An 18,421-nucleotide genomic window follows, 5' to 3' on the forward strand; every position below is an offset into this window, starting at 1 on the left:
TTCTCCTTTTTTCATTAATTTGGCATAGTAGGATGAAAATATACTTGGAAAAATTTACTTCCCCTATACTTTTCATAATTATAACGAAAAAGCCCCCTTAAAGTAGCACAGACTTTATGTTTTATCTGTTTACCTTAAGGAGACTCATTTCTCTACTACATTCTATTTATTTCATTCTCATTGATTTAACATTCATAATGAATGTATCATGACCATTTTTTTGATGGAAGGAGGCTGCAAAGCTTATTTTGCGTCTAAATCTTCAATGGAGTTTATGCCCATATAACTTGGAACGGCAAGACCGATTTTCGCACCAGATAAATTAGGACCTAAATCGACTAAATTGTCTTCATGTTTATCGTAATACTCTTTTGTCGTCACTGGCAACCAAACACCTACCGTTGCATCTGCATCCCCATTTGCGATCGATTCAAATAAAACTGCTGAATCTAATGGTGTTACATTCACTTTAAAACCGACTTGTTCCATTGCTGCTTTTGCAACTCCAGCAGAAGCACGTTCTGAGTCCCATGGATTAGATGCTAATTCAATTTCTATTCCCGTACCATCAACACCTTCAATCCATTTCGAAACTTTTTCTTCATGATCCTCTACCCATTTTTCCGCTACTACTTCCACTTCTTCGCCTGTTTCTTCTGCTTCATATAAAATTGTTTCCATATCTTCTATATCCCATGCAAACTGTTGAAAAAATGCGAAAGCTTCTGGCTTTTCTTCCTCTAGTCCTACACGAGTTAATGTATGAATATCTTCTTCCTCCCCATAAATACCGAGAGGATCATCTAAATAAATCAAGTCATCATATTTTACAAACATCCAATGAGGATTCCATCCTGTGATAATAATTGGCTCTTCGTTTTTATAGGCACTTTCTAATGCAGCCATCATTGCTGCTGTCGAAGAAAATTCTACATCCCATCCTGCTAAGCTGTCGTATTCCTCTATCGCTAATTCTGTTTTATTAGAAATACCTGCACCCGCTTCAATTCCAGTAATCGTATAATCCAATGCTTCACTTAATGACGCATCATTTGCTTCTTCATTCGAACATCCAAATAAAAATAAGCACAATAATATGCTCCATATGACGAAACTAAGCTTTCTCCAGTTATGCATCGTTTACACCTTCTTGTTTAAATGGATTATTGAAAAAATCGCACTATTACTTACTTTGCCTCTAAATCTTCAATTGAATCGATATCCATATATTCAGGAACAGAAAGACCGATTTTCGCTCCTGTTAAATTCGCGCCTAGGTCAACCAGTTTATCTTCATGTTTTTCAAAGAATTCTCTATGTGTTAAAGGTAACCATGCTGCAACTGTGGCATCCGCATCTCCATTTGCTAATGATTCATAAACGACCGCAACATCTACAGGAGTAACTTTCACTTCAAACCCTACTTGTTCCATTGCTTCTTTTACAACTCCTGATGAAGCTCTTTCTGAATCCCATGGTGTGGAGACAAGTTCAATGGATTCTCCTTCCCCATCTACTCCATCGATCCAGCTAGAAACTTTATCTTCATTCTCTTCTACCCAACGTACTGCCACATCTTCTACTTCATCCCCTGTTTCTTCCGCTTCATACATAATTTCTTCCATATCTTCTACGTCCCATTTAAATTGTGATAAAAATTTATAAGCTTGTGGGTACTCTTCTTCAAAACCGATACGTGTTAATGTATTAATTCCTTCTTCTCCACCATAAATATCAAGAGGGTCCTCTAGATATTTTAAATCAGGATATTTCGCGAACATCCAATGTGGATTCCAACCAGTCACAATAATTGGTTCCTCATTTTTATATGCACTATCCAATTCGGACATCATTGCAGCTGTGGAAGATAATTCCACTTCCCAACCCGCCAATTGCTCATATTCTTCAATCGCTTTTTCTGTTGTAACAGAAATTCCTGCTCCAGGTTCAATGCCAATAATGGTATAATCGACCGCCTCGCTATAATTTGTATTCCCATCATTATTTGTTGCATCATTATTCGAACTACTACATCCGGCAATTAATAATGCACTCGTTACTCCTAAAGTAATGAAACCTTTCTTAAATATTTTTTTCAATGTAAGCACTCCCATTTTTTATATAAAAAAAAGAGGCTATATATATATAAAATACAGCCTCTTATTCCGTTTATTTCGTATCTAAATCTTCAATAGAATCAATGTCCATATATGCTGGTACTACTAAACCAATTTTAGCTCCTTCTAAGTTCGGACCTAAATCCACTAACTTATCTTCATATTCAGCGAACAAATCACCATGTGTTCCTGGTAACCAAGCCGCAACCATTCCATCCGCTTCACCTGATGCAACAGCTTCCCACATTACAGCATTATCAAGCGGAGTAACTGTAACATCATATCCTAAATCTTCTAATATGGATCCAACGACATTTGTTGAAGCTACTTCTGTATCCCATTCAACGTACACTAATTCAATACTACCTCCGTCTACTTCATCGATACCGTCTGTCCAAGCTTCTACTTTATCTTCGTTGTCACCGATCCACTCTTCTGCTGCTTCTTTCGGGTCTGCACCTTCTGAAATTTTTAACATAACTTCCTCTAAATCATCTGGAGTCCAGTTGAAGTTATCTAATAGTGCATATGCTTCAGGCATATCATCTTCTAAATCTTCACGAACCATCGTATTAATTGTTTCTGCATCACCAAAAGTACCTTTAGGATCTTCTAAATATTTTAAATCATATTTAGCAAACTTCCAGTGTGGTGACCAACCAGTAACAACGATCGGTTCTTCATTTTTAATTGCTTCTCCTAATGCGGTAGCCATCGCACCACTTGAAGATGCTTGTACTTCCCAACCTTCTAATTCATAATCTTCAATTGCTTGTTCAGATGCTTTGAAAACACCTGCACCAGGCTCAATACCAGTAATTTGATAATTCATTTCTTCTCCATAATTAGCGCCAGCATTATTACTATTTGCTGCACCATCATTGTTGTTTCCAGCGTTATTATCGTTACCACCGCCACAAGCAGCTAATAACAATGTTGCTGATAAACCAGAAACTAAACCAATTTTCTTAAGTTTTGTCAACATAAGATGAATACTCCCCTTTAACGTAATATATATTTGGAAACTTTTCATACTTGAAAAGATAACCACAATTTACTTTTGTTTGTTCATATTTTGTGTAAAGCGATCAATAATGATTGCTAAAATAACGATACCGATACCCGCAACAAAACCTGTACCAACTTGAGCACGTTGTAAGGCAGATAACACTTCTCGTCCTAATCCTGGCGCACCAATCATGGAGGCAATAACAACCATAGATAATGCTAGCATTACCGTCTGGTTAATCCCAGCCATAATCGTCGCTTTCGCCATCGGAAGTTCGACTTTAAATAACTTCTGTGCCCCTGTACTTCCAAATGCATCTGAAGCTTCTACTAATTCTTCTGAAACTTGTCTAATTCCTAAATTCGTAAAACGTACTGTCGGTGGTGTCGCAAAAATTAATGATGCAAACACACCTGGAACCATTCCAATTCCGAAGAATGCTACTGCTGGAATCAAGTATACGAAAGCTGGCATTGTCTGCATAAAGTCAAGAATGGGCGTAATGATGGTTTCGGCAATTTTACTCTTTGCCATTAGTATACCAACTGGCACACCAATAATAATCGATAACAAACTAGCGATTAACACTAATGAAAAAGTATCCATTAAATGTACCCAATAGCCTTGGTTTTCAATAATTAATAATCCTATAATGGAAAATATAGCTAATCCAAAGCGTTTTCCAGATATAAAAAATGCTAAAATTGCTACGATAATAATCATTGCAATCGGTGGCACCGTATTTAACATTTCGGCTGTCCACTCCATAAAACTACCAAAATGTTCTTTTATCGGCGTGAATAAGAAAGAAAACTTCTCAGTAATCCATTCTGTAGCTAGTTCTGTTTTTTCTGCAATAGGAATCTTATTAAATAATTGTCCAAGAAGTAAATTATTCATTTCCATTCACACTCCCTTCATTAGCTAGTCCAGCTATAACAGCACCTCGCACGAGTACACCAGCTAATTTTCCATCTTTAATAACTGCTAATGGAATTGGAGTATCATAAATCATATTAAAGATTTCATTCATCGGTGTTTCGATATCTACTTCAGTAATATCTGTACGTAATATTTCGTTTAAATCCGTTATTTCTTCTTTTCTAGCCTTTAATGCGTCATCTGCCGTTACATACCCTTGTAAACGACGGTCTTTATCGACAACTAAAATACTAGAAATTCCTTCGGCACGCATTCTTTCTAAAGCAACACGTGGTCCATGACGGTCAATATTCACCGTTTCAGGTCGTTTCATAATATGTCCTGCCGTTAAAACTTTCGAACGGTCCACATCTTCCACAAACTTTTCTACATAATCGTTCGCTGGATTTGTTAAAATTTCTTCCGGCGTTCCAATTTGAACTATTTCACCATCTCGCATTAATGCAATTCGATCGCCTAATCGTAATGCTTCATCAAGGTCATGCGTAATAAATAAAATAGTTTTCTGCATTTTCGCTTGTAAATCGACCATTTCATCTTGCATATCTTTACGAATTAATGGGTCCAGAGCAGAGAATGCCTCATCCATTAATAAAACTTCAGGATCATTCGTTAATCCTCTAGCTAAACCAACACGTTGTTGCATCCCACCTGAAAGTTGGCCAGGATATTGATTCGCATAATCCTCTAATCCTACTAATTCTAAAGATTTTAAAGCAATTTCTTTTCGTTTTGCCTTATCCATTTTCTGAATTTCTAAACCAAATTCTACATTTTCTAATACAGTACGATGCGGGAATAAGGCAAAACGTTGGAAAACCATACTCATTTTTTTACGTCTTACTTCACGTAAAGACTTTTTATCTAAGTTAGAAATATCTTTCCCATCAACTTTAATGATACCCTTTGTCGGTTCAATTAATCGATTAATTAATCTAATTAATGTTGATTTACCACTACCTGATAAACCCATAATAACGAAAAATTCCCCTTGTTCTACAGAGAATGTTGCATTGTTTACCGCAACCGTACAACCGGTTTTGTTTAAAACCTCTTCTTTAGAAGCACCTTCATCTACTAATTTCAATGCTTCTTTTGTATTTTTACCAAATACTTTTGTTAGTCCTTCTACTTCTATTACTGGCACACATTTTCACCTCAACCTATATTTGATGATCCATTTTCAAGCTTTAAAAATGAACATCACTTATTAACGTTAACATTCTTCTATACCTTATTTCAAATTGCATTGACATTCATTTATTTGTTAAACAAGCGATTTATTATGATTCATCTTAATTTTCTATATGATTACTGACATTTGCTCGAATATGCTCAATAAATATCAGTTTTATGAAGAGTTTGTGAAAGAATTGCCAAATATACCGTAGAAGATGTTTTATTTTCCTTGGAATTGAGGTTTTCGCTTTTCTAAAAATGCCCGAACTCCCTCTCGATGATCTTTTGATTGTGATGCTTTCAATTGTCCCTCTTTTTCCAATAGTAATATTTCTTCTAATTGTTGTTTATTTTGTGTATGTAAAATTTCTTTCGTTTGTAAAAATGCTTGGATTGGCCCTTGTGAAAGTTTACTTGCCAATATTTTTGCTGCTACAAAAGCATCCTCTTCTGATAAAACATCTACATATCCGGCTTGTTTCGCTTCTTCCGCATTCATCTGTTCTAAACTCCATATGAATTGTTTTGCTTTTTCGGTACCTACTCTCTGTTGTAAGAAAAAATGAGCTCCTCCGTCTGGAATAAGTCCAATTCCTCCAAACAACATACCAAATTTAGCTTCTTTATTTGCAACAACATAATCAGCGTTTAACGCAAGGCTCATACCAAGTCCTGCTGCAGAACCGTTCACTGCGGAAATAACTATTTTTGGCATGAAATATAGTGTCGTTACAATATTTGTAATCGCATTCATTAAATCGTCAAATAAATCAACGTCTTTTAATGTTGCCATCATACTTACATCGCCACCCGCACAAAACGCCTTTCCTTCTCCTGTAATAATGACAATTTTGTCTTCATTGTTTTTTACTTCCTTGATAATCGCTTCTAACTGTTCTAATGCTTCAATATCTAAAGCATTGTATGTTTCCGGCCTATTTAATTGAATAATGGAAACGCCACTTTCACGAATTAACTGTACCTTTTTCATTAAAATCACTCCTATATCATTTATGAATAGTCATTCATTATGTGTATTATAACCTATTTTCCCTAAAAATCATATAGTGTGATTTTTTATAATTCAAGCATGTTTAGTATGGACTATATCCAACCTCCAATCTTATTTGATTCTATAAGAACATATACCCATTTACAAAAAATTCAAACTATTTTTCATTAAAAAGAACTCAGGACATTAGTTCGTAAACATCTACAACATATAAATAAAGGCATACTAAATAATTCGTTCACGTTCAGAAAGATAAACCATACCTTTTTCATCATTATTTGCATGTTGTATTAACGCTTACTATGTCCTAAGTTCCTAAAATACTATTTACTGTCGAAACATTTCTGCCAGTGCTGTTCGTTCTTGTTGCAATGCCTTTACCGTTTCTTCAGATACTTTACTCTGTTCTTCAAATTCATTTATAAATGCATTTGTTGTTTGATACACTGCCATTAGTTGTTCAAATAGTTCCTCTCCCTCTATGACCCATTCACCTTCTTCTAAACCTAATTCAATCGTCCAATTCGCCATTTCCGCCTTATCATACTTCGTTCCTTCTCCAAATATAAATAACTGTTCATTAGTTTTAGTTATTTCTTGTACATCTGTTTCCTCCATTGAATCCAACGCCTTATCGATAAGTGGAATGATTGTATCAACATATTCTTTCACCGCTGAAAATCCGTCGACATCGTATGCGTCATGATCTGATTGACAACCAATTAACATCATACATAGAACCGTTAGTATTAAAATTCCTTTTTTCATCTACTTGCTCCTTTTATTCGAATGTTAAAGTTGCTAAACGCTCTATAGCATCTTGTAATGTCTCCGCGTCCTGTACTAAAGCAATTCGTACATAACCTTCTCCTTCTGTTCCAAAGGAAGTACCTGGAACCGTAACAATACCTACTTGTTCGATTAATTTAAAGGAAAAATCAATGGAGCTCATATCATAAGGATATTTAGCCCAGATAAACATGCCACCTGTAGAAGGAGCAACTTCCCAGCCAATCTTTCGTAACCCTTCCATCATGATTTGATGGCGTTCCTTGAAAACAATTCTTAATTGGTCCGTAATTTCTTCTGCATTCTCTAAAGCAGTCACTGCCGCTTTTTGAATCGGTGCAAAAATCCCATAATCTAAATTAGATTTTAATTGTTTTAATACGGTGATTGCATCTTTATTCCCTACAAAATATGCAATCCTTGCACCAGCTAAGCTAAAGCTTTTGGATAAAGAATTAATTTCAAGTCCAACATCTTTTGCTCCATCTATTGAAAGGAAGCTTGATGGTTGGTTCCCTTCAAAATAATATTCCGAATATGCCGCGTCATGTAGAACTAAAATATTATATGTAGTACATATTTCAATCACTTCTTTAAAAAAACGGTCATTTGGCATTGCTGGAACAGGATTACCCGGTAAATTCAAAATAAGTAATTTAGCCTTTTGCAATATCTCTTCAGGAACATCTTTTAAATTAGGTAAATAATTATTTTCCTTCTTCAGTGGCATATAGTATGGTTCTGCACCTGCTAATTTTATGCCAGCATCGTATGCAACATATGCTGGATTTGTCGTTAAAACAATATCCCCTTCATTGCAAAATGCAATCGGTAAATGCACGAGACCTTCTTGTGATCCCATCGTTTGTAAAACTTCTGTCTCTGCATCTATATCGACATTTACTCTACGTTTATAATAATCGCTAACAGCCTCATTAAAAGATTTAATTCCGGTTAATGTGTATCCATACATATTTTCTTGTAAACTTGTATCAGATAATGTTTTTCGTATTTTTTCATTTGGTGGAAGATCTGGGCTTCCTAAACTTAAATCAATTATTTTCACACCAGTTTCTGCCTTTTCATTTGCCGCTTTTTTTAAATCTCCAAAAATTGCTGGTGAAAAATTATCCATTTTTTTCGAATGCTGAATCATCTTGATTTCCATCCCCTTTTATAACAATCTCCTCTTCTATTCTACCATGAAAATTTTATTTACAAATAAATCATCTTCACACAGCATATTTCCTGGGAAATATTTTTGAAAGTAGACGAAAACAGCCATTATATGATACGTTAAAGAAAACTTATTTTAGGAGATTGAAACATGACTTGGGATTATTTAATTTCATTAGAACATTTGAAAACAATCGGGATTACCATCGGGATTTTCCTATTATTTATTTTGTTCCGAAAAATTTTCACAAAATATATATTTAAATTTTTACTTAAAATTGGTCATAAAGGGAAAACAGCACTATTTCCAAATATTTTAGCTGCTTTTGAACGACCATTACAGTGGTTTTTCATCGCATTAGGATTATATGTTTCCATTCAATATTATCCACATTATCATGCGATTGATGAACCGATGTATAAATTATTACGTGTTTTTGTAATTTTTTTAATTACGTGGGGATTATTGAATTTAGCTTCTAGTTCTTCACAGATGTTTCGTTTTATTAATGAAAAAACGAATATTAAACTGGATGATATTTTAATTCCATTTTTATCACGTTCGTTACAAGTAATCATTATCGCAATTAGTATTAGTGTTATTTTGCAAGAGTTCAACTATCAAGTCGGAGGCTTTTTAACTGGATTAGGGCTAGGTGGACTTGCTTTTTCATTAGCTGCACAAGATGCTATCGCAAATTTATTTGGTGGAATTATTATTATTACGGAAAAACCTTTTACAATAAATGATTGGATTACAACACCTAGTGTAGATGGAACGGTGGAGGATATATCGTTTCGCAGTACAAGAGTAAGAACTTTTTCACAAGCGCTTGTAACAGTTCCAAATGCTACACTTGCAAATGAGCCCATTACGAATTGGAGTAAAATGGGGAAACGTCAAATCACATTTTCGTTTATGCTTATGTACGATACTCCAACAACCATCGTAGAAAATGCTGTTACAAAAATCGATGAAGCTATTCGCACCCATCCAGAGGTACATCAAGAGACAATTTATGTGAAAGTGAATAATTTAACAGATCAAGGAATTGAAATTATGTTAAATTTCTTCACCGCTTCCACTGATTATGATCCATATATTAATACGCGTGAACAATTAAACCTTCGTATTTTAAACATATTAAAAGAAGAAGGAGCAGAAATCGCTACACCAATGCGTAATTTTCAAACAGAACAAGAATAGAAAAAGGCGATAAAGAATTTATATCTTTATCGCTTTTTCTTATTTTATGGTACGATATGTAAGGATTAATAATAATAATATGGAGGTTTTATGTTTCATGTGGTTTATATTTGCTATCATTACAGCAATTGCTTGGGGTGCAGCCAATTTATTTTATAAAAAAGGATCGAATGTTGAAGAAAAGTACACACATTTAAAAATTGTCATTATGGTTGGATTTGTTATGGGAATTCATGCAACCGCATATATGCTTATAAAAGATATTGCTTTTGACCCTTTTGACATGGTTCGTTATTTTCCAGTATCATTTATGTATATTTTATCGATGACAATCGGATATATTGGATTACGGTACATCGAATTATCGATTGCAGCACCAGTTCAAAACTCAGCTGGAGCAGTAAGTGCAATTTTATTATATATTTTCTTTCCACGCGAAATGAGTATGATAGATATTGCCGGAATTATTATTGTTACAATCGGCGTTATTACATTAGCTGTTTATGAAAAACAAGCAGAAACATATGCATTAAAAAGACAAAATGAAATAATTGATCCTAAATACCAATTAAGTTTTTTAGCGATTACATTTCCGATTTTATATGCGTTAATTGATGGAATTGGTACATTTTTGGATGGTATCTATTTGGATGAACTAGCATTAATCCCTGAGGATAATGCATTAGTTGCGTATGAATATACGTTTTTTATCGTCGCCGTACTCTCATTTATATATGTACGTTTTATAAAAAAAGAGAAATATTCCTTATTTAAAGAAAAAGATCGAGGAACAGCCGCGATTTTAGAAACAACTGGGCAATTTTTCTATGTATTTGCCATTGCAGGAAATGCGATAATCGCTGCACCACTTATTGCAGCACACGGAATATTTTCTGTAATTTTATCAAGAATTTTCCTTAAAGAAGTTTTATCCACCCGCCAATACGTTATGATTGGGGTCGTGATGTTCGGAATTATTTTATTAGGCTTATCAGAAGGACTTGCTGAATAGCATTTGTATACACAAATCTTAACGTACATATCAATCTGTACGTTAAGATTTTTCTTTTATCCTCCATTCAAAACTATTACATATATTTCAGTTGTTTATCTACTTGTGTGAACTGGTCGTTTGCTCTGCAGCATAAAACCTTTGTGACCGGTCTCAGTCTAAAAAGCTCACTGAATGGGCTCTTTTATGCACCACATGCTCGCATCGATTCTTGCAACTTTGGATTGTATTCTTGCAACTTTGGGCCATATTCTTGCAACTTCGGGTTGGATTCTTGCAACTTTGGGCCATATTCTTGCAACTCCGGGTTGGATTCTTGCAACTTTGGGCCATATTCTTGCAACTTCCAAGTTTCCATATTTATACTTTAAAATTGCATAACGATTTCATCCCATAAATGGAGATACACTTAGTTTTAGCAGAGTACGTACATCACCACTGTGTCTATTCTTATCCTGCATTAGGATGGACTCTCTCTTTAGATATCGTGGTAGGGAAACCAACTTTATCTTATTACGATAGGAAACATTTTCAAATACATAAAAAATGAGCTTATCCAACGGTGGATAAGCTCATTTTATTATGCTTTTACTTTTGCAAATTTCTCTGCATTTTTTACGACGTAATCGTACGCACTTAATGATGCTGTTGCTGATGCACCCATTGAAATAATAATTTGGTTATAAGCAGAATCTGTACAGTCTCCTGATGCGTAAACACCTGGAACATTTGTCGCTCCGTACTTATCTACGATGATTTCACCCATTTTATTTTTTTCCACTAAGTCACCGAGCCAAGCAGTGTTTGGTACTAATCCAATTTGAACAAAAACACCTTCTAATTCAATATGTTTTTCTTCCTCTGTTGCTCGATCAATATAAGTAATTCCATCTACAACATCTGTACCTGTAATTTCAGTCGTTTGTGCTTGTGTAATAACTGTTACATTTGGTAAACGATGAAGACGGTCTTGTAAAACAGAATCCGCTCTTAACTCCTCACCAAACTCTATAACTGTTACATGTTCTACGATACCTGATAAGTCGATAGCAGCTTCAATTCCAGAGTTTCCTCCACCGATTACTGCAACACGCTTACCTTCAAATAATGGACCATCACAATGTGGACAGTATGCAACACCTTTATTACGGAATTCCTCTTCACCAGGAACTCCTACTTTACGCCAACTTGCTCCTGTTGATAAAACAACTGCTTTACTTTTTAATGTTGCGCCATTTTCTAGTTCTAATTCTACATAATCATTTACTTGTAAACTTTTTGCACGTTGTAAATCCATCACATCAATGTCATAATCTTTTACATGCGATTCTAGGTTTGCTGCTAATTGTGGACCTTCAATACGGTTCACACTTATAAAGTTTTCGATAGTAGCTGTATCTAAAATTTGTCCACCGAATCGTTCTGCAACAATTCCAGTACGGATTCCTTTTCGTGCAGCATAAATTCCTGCTGTTGCCCCACCAGGGCCTCCTCCAACAACTAATACATCAAATGGGTCTTTATTAGCAAATTCACTTGCATCAGGTCCTGAACCTAATTTAGCTAAAATTTCTGGAATTGTAATACGTCCACCGTTGAATTCTTCACCATTTAAGAATACCGTTGGGACAGCCATGATTTTCTTTTCTTCTACTTCTTGTTTGAATGTAGCACCATCAACCATTGTATGTGTAATGTTCGGATTTAATACAGTCATGATGTTTAATGCTTGTACTACTTCCGGACATACTTGACATGTTAAGCTTACATACGTATCAAAATGGTATGTGCCATCTAAATTTTTCACCTGTTCAGCTACAGCTTCATCAATTTTTGGTGCTCTACCACTAACTTGTAATAAAGCTAATACTAATGAAGTGAACTCGTGGCCTAAAGGTAGACCGGCAAAAGTTACGCCAGTCTCCTCTTTTCCACGGTTAATGCTGAAACTAGGTGTACGATTTAAGACTGTATGTTCAATTGTTATTTTAGACGATAATGAAGCTAATTCATCTACTAAAGATGTCATATCTTCTGAAGCTTTGTCATTTCCGACACTTAGCTTAATTGTTACATCATCTTCTAAAAGCTCCATATATTGTTTTAATTGTGCTTTCATATCAGCATCTAATATCATTTAAAGCACTCCTTAAATTTTACCTACTAAGTCTAAGCTAGGTTTTAATGTTTCCGCGCCTTCTTCCCATTTAGCTGGGCAAACTTCGCCTGGGTTATTACGTACGTATTGAGCAGCTTTAATTTTAGAAACTAAAGTACTTGCGTCACGTCCAATTCCGTCTGCGTTAATTTCTGCAGCTTGTACAACACCATCTGGATCGATAATGAACGTTCCACGTTGTGCAAGACCTGCTTCTTCATCTAACACGTCAAAATTACGTGAAATTTTTTGAGAAGGGTCCCCAATCATAATGTACTCAATTTTGCTAATTGCATCTGAGTGGTCATGCCATGCTTTATGTGTAAAGTGTGTATCTGTTGATACAGAGTAAACTTCTACTCCTAATTCTTTTAATTCTGCATATTGATTTTGTAAGTCTTCTAATTCAGTTGGACAAACGAATGTGAAGTCAGCTGGGTAAAAACATACGATACTCCACTTTTCTTGTAAATCTTGATCGGATACTGAGATAAACTCTCCGTTTGCTGGATTATATGCCTCTGCGTTAAATTCTTCGATTTTCTTACCAATTAATGACATGAAAAATTCCTCCTAAGTATATATTGAATATTATTGACTAATTCATTCCTTATCAATAATAATTCTAATCTTATATTTATTTTCTACCTTTTCGATACATTTGTCAAGAGTTTGTGTAACTTGTCACATATCGTTCAATTTCTTTCATCATCTATAGTATGTTCCATATATGAAACAGTTATACATGTTTTCTATGTATTTTCAGCGATCATTTTATTGCCTACGAATCTCATTTATGAGTCGTATTTCTCAATTATGATTAAAACAACAATCCGATATGATACAAACATTAACACTCTTAAAAAAACAAACTTTTATGCCTCTACAATTACTTATTATAATCAATTCTATATTAAAATCAATATAAGCAACTTCGATTTTTTTAATATTTACCCTATATCCTATACACATTTTAATTCTCAATTACTTCTACAACAATGATAATAACGATTTCGTAGACGTAAAAACAAAATGATAATCATCCAATTTTACAGATGCACCAAAAAAAGTCGCCCCTTTCAGGAGATTAACCTACTGAAAAAAGGCGACCTTCGTGTAATTAAATAGTAATAGCTGTTGGTTCAGCAAAATTGGATACATTGTACCTTACATTGTCACACGGTTTATTTTACTTCATATTTCTTTTCTTTTATATCTAATATATAAGCATTTAAAACGCCACCAGTATTAATGATAATTCCTGATAAATAAAACCAAATCATCAATATAATGACCGTTCCTAAACTTCCATATGTTGCTGAATAGTTTCCTAACGTATTGACATAAAATGAGAAGCCTAAGGAGGCAATTTGCCATAAAATAGTCGTAAATAATGCACCCCAGACAACATGAGTCACTTTTATCTTTCTGTTTGGTGCGAATTTATACAAAATAACAAATGCGACAAAGAACGTTAAAGAACTCGTCGAAAGGCGAACGAAATCCCATATATCTGCTAAACTATGTAATCCGATTAAACCGAATAATTTTTCTCCAATTAATTTACCAAAAACCGATAACAATAATGCAACTGCAACAACCGTAATCAGGACAAACATTAAAAGAAAAGCTACTAAACGGTTTTTTATGAAGGAACGTTCTTCTTCAATTTGATATGCTTTATTAAAAGATTTAGCAATAGCATTAAATGCGTTTGATGCAGACCAAATTGTACCTAATATACTGACAGACAATAATCCACCACTTCTTGTATTTACTAAGTTCGTTAAGTTCGATTCAATCATAGCGACTACTTCTTCAGGCAAGTATGTACCAATACTATCTAAAAATTCATCTACTTGAATGGGCAAAAAACCTAATAATGTCACTAAGAATAATAAGAACGGAAATAAAGATAAAAGGAAAAAGTATGCCAATTGTGCAGATAGACCCATCACGTCTGCCTCACCTATTCGACGTATCATTTCCTTTGAAAATCGAATGACTTTTTGCATATTTTTTCCCTCTCTCCCATTTACGACACACTATCACTTTATTTTAAAAATCTATTTACAGTTGATTCAACTTGTTCTAATGCATTGACCGCACCGTCTACATTATTTTCAACAAAAGATGATACAGATTGTACGGTTTCTTTCATTTGGTCAATTACATCCGATGGGTTTGTAACACAGTTGGTTACATTATCTTTCAATTGTTCAAGACTGTCCTTTGCATATGTACGTGTTTCCTTATTACATAAACTAACGATCCCACCAATTGCTGCTCCTGCAATAATTCCTGTTAATAGTTTTCTTTTCCCCATTTCTCTGTCTCCTAACCTTGTATTTTATGTTCTATTTTAATTTTTTCTAATAAAGCATCACATGCTTCACTAACTAGTTCATATGTATAATCGAAATTCCCTGTGTAATATGGATCTGGTACATTGACTTCTTTTGCATTCTCTACAACATCCATTAATTTACCAAAATGAAGCATCTTTTTATCGAACGAATACATATCTTCTATATCCAATATATTTTGTTCATCCATCGCTAATACATAGTCAAATGTATGGAAGTCTTTTTCATTTATTTGCCTTGCTTTCATACCATCATATGAAATGTGTAACGTATCTAATTTTCCCCTTGTACCATGATATGGTTGTTTCCCTGTATGCCAACTAGCCGTCCCAGCAGAATCTACTTCAATCTTCTTTTCCAATCCTGCTTCCTTTACTTTATGACGAAAAACCGCCTCCGCCATTGGGGACCTACAAATATTGCCTAAACAAACGAATAATACACGTACCATACTATCTCTCCAATATACTGTTTTTTATATTGTACAATGTTTATGAAATAGGTTCAATACATGCTTTTTCATTATGTTTCACATTGTTTACAACATCGCTTACGGTATAATAATGAAAATGAACATCGTCTACTTCATCTAAAAATTGTTTTGCTTCCAACGCATTACGAAAACTATCTTTTAACCAAATATCCTCCGCTTCTTCCGATAAAATAATTGGCATCCGATGATGAATGGGACGTATAGATTCATTCGCCTCTTTTGTTAGAAGCGTGCACGTAAACAACGGGCCATTTTCATCTTCCCATTTATCCCAAAGCGCCGCAAAACCAAATAAATTTTCCCCATCTACTTGAATACGTTTCGGAATTCTTTCCATGTCTGTTCGTTGCCACTCATAGAAACTATCTGCAACAACAATACAACGTTTCCTTGCCATAAGTTGTTTAAAACTAGGCTTTTGATGAGCCGTTTCCATTCGAGCATTAATCATTTTCGAGCCGATTTTTTTATCTTTTGACCAAGATGGAACTAAGCCCCATTTCAAATATCCTGCCCGCCTTTTTGTACCATCATGGATGACAGCTAGCACATTTTGACCTGGTGCTACATTATAACTCATTTCAAAATTTGCAATATCTGTTCCAATTTGGAATCGATTTATAATGGTTTGCTTATCTTGCAAAATTGTATAACGTCCACACATATGTGCCAATGCTCCTTTCACGGTCGAATAAGAATTACCCTTGTATGACCTATCATATCATGAATTCCTGTTTTTTCTTTTGTAAATGCTACAACCAAATATAATAATTTAAATCCGAACGCGATATTATATATAAAGCGCCCAACAACTTCACGGAATAATAAATCTATCCATTCTATGGAAGCACCGTCTTTTCGGACCACTTTTAAACCGAAAACCATCTTCCCTAATGTCGCTTGAAAAAACTTCGTCATACAAACAAAATATGCATAATAAATAATAGTAGAAACAATGATAGAAACGGACCATAAGGAAAATAATGATATCTCTTGGATATTTAAAGGTAACAGTGAGCCTACCAAAATCCCTTGTAAACTAATAATAACAATCATATCGACTAAATATGCCCAAAATCGCAACCAAAATCCTGCATACTGCATATTGTCTTCTTTTAATTCGCTTGTTCCTCCCAAATCTTCTTTCATGAACGACTCATATGTTGTCATATCCATGTTCCTTTCTATTAGTATAAATACATCGCTTGTGGCTTATCTGACTGACGAATTAATTGCATAACCGCCGCTAACTCACTATCTTTTTGTTGCAATTTATTTTTAGCTTCCATTACAAAATAGGAAAACATATTTGCTTCTTGGCTGTATTGAATTACTTGTGCATTTTCTAACTCATACGTTTCCCTTAAATCTTGCAATGCATCGTTAAATGTACCTATTTCATCTACAAGCCCAACTTTTTTTGCTTGATTCCCTGTATATACTCGCCCATCTCCGATTTCACGCACTTTTTCCTCAGTCATTTGACGTCCATCGACAATAACTTGGACGAATTCATCGTACATTTCATCAATCATAGATTGTAAAATATCTTTCTCTTCCTTCGTCATCTCCCTTGAAGGGGACATAATATCTTTATGTTTTCCACTTTTGATCGTGTTGAATGTTATACCATATTTCTCCGCTAAACCAGCATAGTTCATTGATTCCATAATGACACCAATCGAACCTGTAATCGTACTAGATGTTGCGTAAATTTTATCAGCTGGTGCTGCTGCATAATATCCTCCAGAAGCAGCAGTTTCCCCCATCGTCACGTAAAATGGTTTATCATATTCTTCTTGCAATGCAAGTAAACTTTCATGAATTTCTGCTGTCGGTCCTACTGCTCCACCTGGAGAATTGATTTGCAATAAAACGGCTTTTATACTATCATCTTCTGCTGCTAATTCAATTGTTTTTAACATACGATGATGGCTATATCCTTGACCAAAATATGGGGATACAACATCTTCCATAATTGCACCATTTAGTTGTAAAACAGCAATTCTTTCCTCCCAATCTCCATCTTCTATAATTTCTTCTTGATATGTAGGAGTATCCATCGAAAACAAATCATTTTGTGACATCCTTACAAGAGATGTGTTCAATTGAACCCCAATAGAGACGATGAATAATGACACTACAACAATTAAAGCAATCCAACGTTTTTTATTCATGTGCGAACTTCCTTCCATAAATTTTATTCTATTAAAAATCGTACATGAAAGCTAATACAAGTACAATTATTTTCATGTAAAATGTAAATGAAATTGTAGCAAGGTCTAATGCCGTTTGTTATTTTCACATACAAAAACAGAGTACTCTCTCATAATTTTAAAGTAACGAAACAATAATTTACAATATGCTGAACATAAAATAAAAATCGGTCATATTTATCTTTTCGTGATAAACATGACCGATTTTTATTATTTAGAAACTAGTTATGTCCCAGTCTCTACCTATTTATTATTTTCCGATAAATTGTTGTGTCCAATAGTTTCCATTTTCAATATACCCAATACCAATATGTGTATAATCTTCGTTTAAAATGTTTGCACGGTGCCCTTCACTATTCATCCAAGCATCGACAACTTCTGCAGGTGTGCGTTGACCCATTGCAATATTTTCTCCAGCTGTTCGATATGTAATACCAAACTGTTCCATCATATCAAACGGCGAACCATAAGTTGGACTTTGGTGATCAAAGTATCCATTTTTCGCCATATCATTCGATTTTTCACGAGCAACTTCACTTAATTTCGCATCAAGTTGTAATGGAGCTAAGCCATTTTTTTCACGTTCTACATTCGTTAATGTTAATACTTCTTGTTCGAAAGCATTAATTTCTTGATCACTTGTTTCTTCTGTAGCCTGTTCTTCCTCCTCAGGAACTTGCTCTACCTCTTCTTCAACTTGATTTGGAAACCACTGATTCCAACAATGATCAAATGAAAATTTATC

General features: G+C 34.5%; 19 protein-coding genes and 1 pseudogene. 2 read left to right on the plus strand and 18 right to left on the minus strand.

Going from position 1 to position 18,421, the window contains the following annotated elements; genetic code table 11:
- Positions 1-243: 243 nt before the first annotated feature.
- From WKT09_RS05945 to WKT09_RS05980, 8 genes are all read right to left on the minus strand, one after another.
- Positions 244-1,137, minus strand: a complete 894-nt coding sequence (locus WKT09_RS05945; RefSeq protein WP_340415153.1) for a glycine betaine ABC transporter substrate-binding protein — start codon at positions 1,135-1,137, stop codon at positions 244-246.
- A 50-nt stretch (positions 1,138-1,187) separates the two neighbouring features.
- Positions 1,188-2,099 (minus strand): glycine betaine ABC transporter substrate-binding protein, encoded by a 912-nt coding sequence (locus tag WKT09_RS05950; protein WP_340415154.1) that lies wholly within the window; start codon positions 2,097-2,099, stop codon positions 1,188-1,190.
- A 70-nt stretch (positions 2,100-2,169) separates the two neighbouring features.
- On the minus strand, positions 2,170-3,102 hold the full coding sequence (locus WKT09_RS05955) for a glycine betaine ABC transporter substrate-binding protein (protein ID WP_340415155.1): 933 nt from the start codon (positions 3,100-3,102) through the stop codon (positions 2,170-2,172).
- A 69-nt stretch (positions 3,103-3,171) separates the two neighbouring features.
- A complete protein-coding gene (locus tag WKT09_RS05960; RefSeq protein WP_340415156.1) occupies positions 3,172-4,026 on the minus strand; it encodes an ABC transporter permease in 855 nt (284 codons plus the stop codon).
- Positions 4,019-5,215 carry a quaternary amine ABC transporter ATP-binding protein gene (locus WKT09_RS05965; RefSeq protein WP_340415157.1) on the minus strand — a complete coding sequence of 399 codons (1,197 nt, stop codon included), beginning with the start codon at positions 5,213-5,215 and terminating at the stop codon, positions 4,019-4,021. The genes WKT09_RS05960 and WKT09_RS05965 overlap by 8 nt, the downstream gene beginning before the upstream one ends.
- A gap of 252 nt (positions 5,216-5,467) precedes the next feature.
- Positions 5,468-6,238 carry an enoyl-CoA hydratase gene (locus WKT09_RS05970; protein ID WP_340415158.1) on the minus strand — a complete coding sequence of 257 codons (771 nt, stop codon included), beginning with the start codon at positions 6,236-6,238 and terminating at the stop codon, positions 5,468-5,470.
- Positions 6,239-6,586: 348 nt separating this feature from the next.
- Entirely contained in the window at positions 6,587-7,027 is a 441-nt protein-coding gene (locus WKT09_RS05975) for a hypothetical protein (protein ID WP_340415159.1), read from the minus strand.
- Between the two features lie 13 nt (positions 7,028-7,040).
- Positions 7,041-8,204, minus strand: coding sequence for an aminotransferase class I/II-fold pyridoxal phosphate-dependent enzyme (locus WKT09_RS05980; protein WP_340415160.1), 1,164 nt, complete (start codon positions 8,202-8,204; stop codon positions 7,041-7,043).
- Positions 8,205-8,375: 171 nt separating this feature from the next.
- On the opposite strand from WKT09_RS05980, the gene WKT09_RS05985 reads away from it, so the two are divergent.
- Both WKT09_RS05985 and WKT09_RS05990 read left to right on the plus strand, forming a co-directional pair.
- Positions 8,376-9,431, plus strand: coding sequence for a mechanosensitive ion channel family protein (locus WKT09_RS05985; protein ID WP_340415161.1), 1,056 nt, complete (start codon positions 8,376-8,378; stop codon positions 9,429-9,431).
- A 97-nt stretch (positions 9,432-9,528) separates the two neighbouring features.
- Positions 9,529-10,443: an EamA family transporter gene (locus WKT09_RS05990; RefSeq protein ID WP_340415162.1), complete on the plus strand. Its 915-nt coding sequence runs from the start codon at positions 9,529-9,531 to the stop codon at positions 10,441-10,443.
- 184 nt (positions 10,444-10,627) lie between these two features.
- Here the strand turns inward: WKT09_RS05990 and WKT09_RS05995 are convergent, their stop codons facing one another.
- The 10 genes and pseudogenes from WKT09_RS05995 to WKT09_RS06040 form a co-directional block, all read right to left on the minus strand.
- Positions 10,628-10,801, minus strand: coding sequence for a hypothetical protein (locus tag WKT09_RS05995; protein WP_340415163.1), 174 nt, complete (start codon positions 10,799-10,801; stop codon positions 10,628-10,630).
- A gap of 222 nt (positions 10,802-11,023) precedes the next feature.
- A complete protein-coding gene (gene ahpF / locus WKT09_RS06000; protein ID WP_340415164.1) occupies positions 11,024-12,580 on the minus strand; it encodes an alkyl hydroperoxide reductase subunit F in 1,557 nt (518 codons plus the stop codon).
- A 12-nt stretch (positions 12,581-12,592) separates the two neighbouring features.
- Positions 12,593-13,162 (minus strand): alkyl hydroperoxide reductase subunit C, encoded by a 570-nt coding sequence (gene ahpC / locus WKT09_RS06005; RefSeq protein ID WP_340415165.1) that lies wholly within the window; start codon positions 13,160-13,162, stop codon positions 12,593-12,595.
- A 623-nt stretch (positions 13,163-13,785) separates the two neighbouring features.
- Positions 13,786-14,616 (minus strand): YihY/virulence factor BrkB family protein, encoded by an 831-nt coding sequence (locus WKT09_RS06010; RefSeq protein ID WP_340415166.1) that lies wholly within the window; start codon positions 14,614-14,616, stop codon positions 13,786-13,788.
- A 38-nt stretch (positions 14,617-14,654) separates the two neighbouring features.
- Positions 14,655-14,927: a YtxH domain-containing protein gene (locus WKT09_RS06015; RefSeq protein WP_340415167.1), complete on the minus strand. Its 273-nt coding sequence runs from the start codon at positions 14,925-14,927 to the stop codon at positions 14,655-14,657.
- 11 nt (positions 14,928-14,938) lie between these two features.
- On the minus strand, positions 14,939-15,418 hold the full coding sequence (locus tag WKT09_RS06020; RefSeq protein ID WP_340415168.1) for a low molecular weight protein-tyrosine-phosphatase: 480 nt from the start codon (positions 15,416-15,418) through the stop codon (positions 14,939-14,941).
- Positions 15,419-15,458: 40 nt separating this feature from the next.
- Positions 15,459-16,124 (minus strand): SOS response-associated peptidase, encoded by a 666-nt coding sequence (locus WKT09_RS06025; RefSeq protein WP_340415169.1) that lies wholly within the window; start codon positions 16,122-16,124, stop codon positions 15,459-15,461.
- A 17-nt stretch (positions 16,125-16,141) separates the two neighbouring features.
- Positions 16,142-16,630, minus strand: coding sequence for an RDD family protein (locus WKT09_RS06030; protein WP_340415170.1), 489 nt, complete (start codon positions 16,628-16,630; stop codon positions 16,142-16,144).
- 17 nt (positions 16,631-16,647) lie between these two features.
- Entirely contained in the window at positions 16,648-17,637 is a 990-nt protein-coding gene (gene sppA / locus WKT09_RS06035) for a signal peptide peptidase SppA (protein WP_340415171.1), read from the minus strand.
- Positions 17,638-17,926: 289 nt separating this feature from the next.
- Positions 17,927-18,298, minus strand: a pseudogene (locus tag WKT09_RS06040) (CAP domain-containing protein); the annotation flags it as partial.
- Positions 18,299-18,421 lie beyond the last annotated feature (123 nt).

The sequence above is a fragment of the Pseudogracilibacillus sp. ICA-222130 genome (assembly GCF_037892545.1).
Classification (GTDB): Bacteria; Bacillota; Bacilli; order Bacillales; family Amphibacillaceae; genus Pseudogracilibacillus.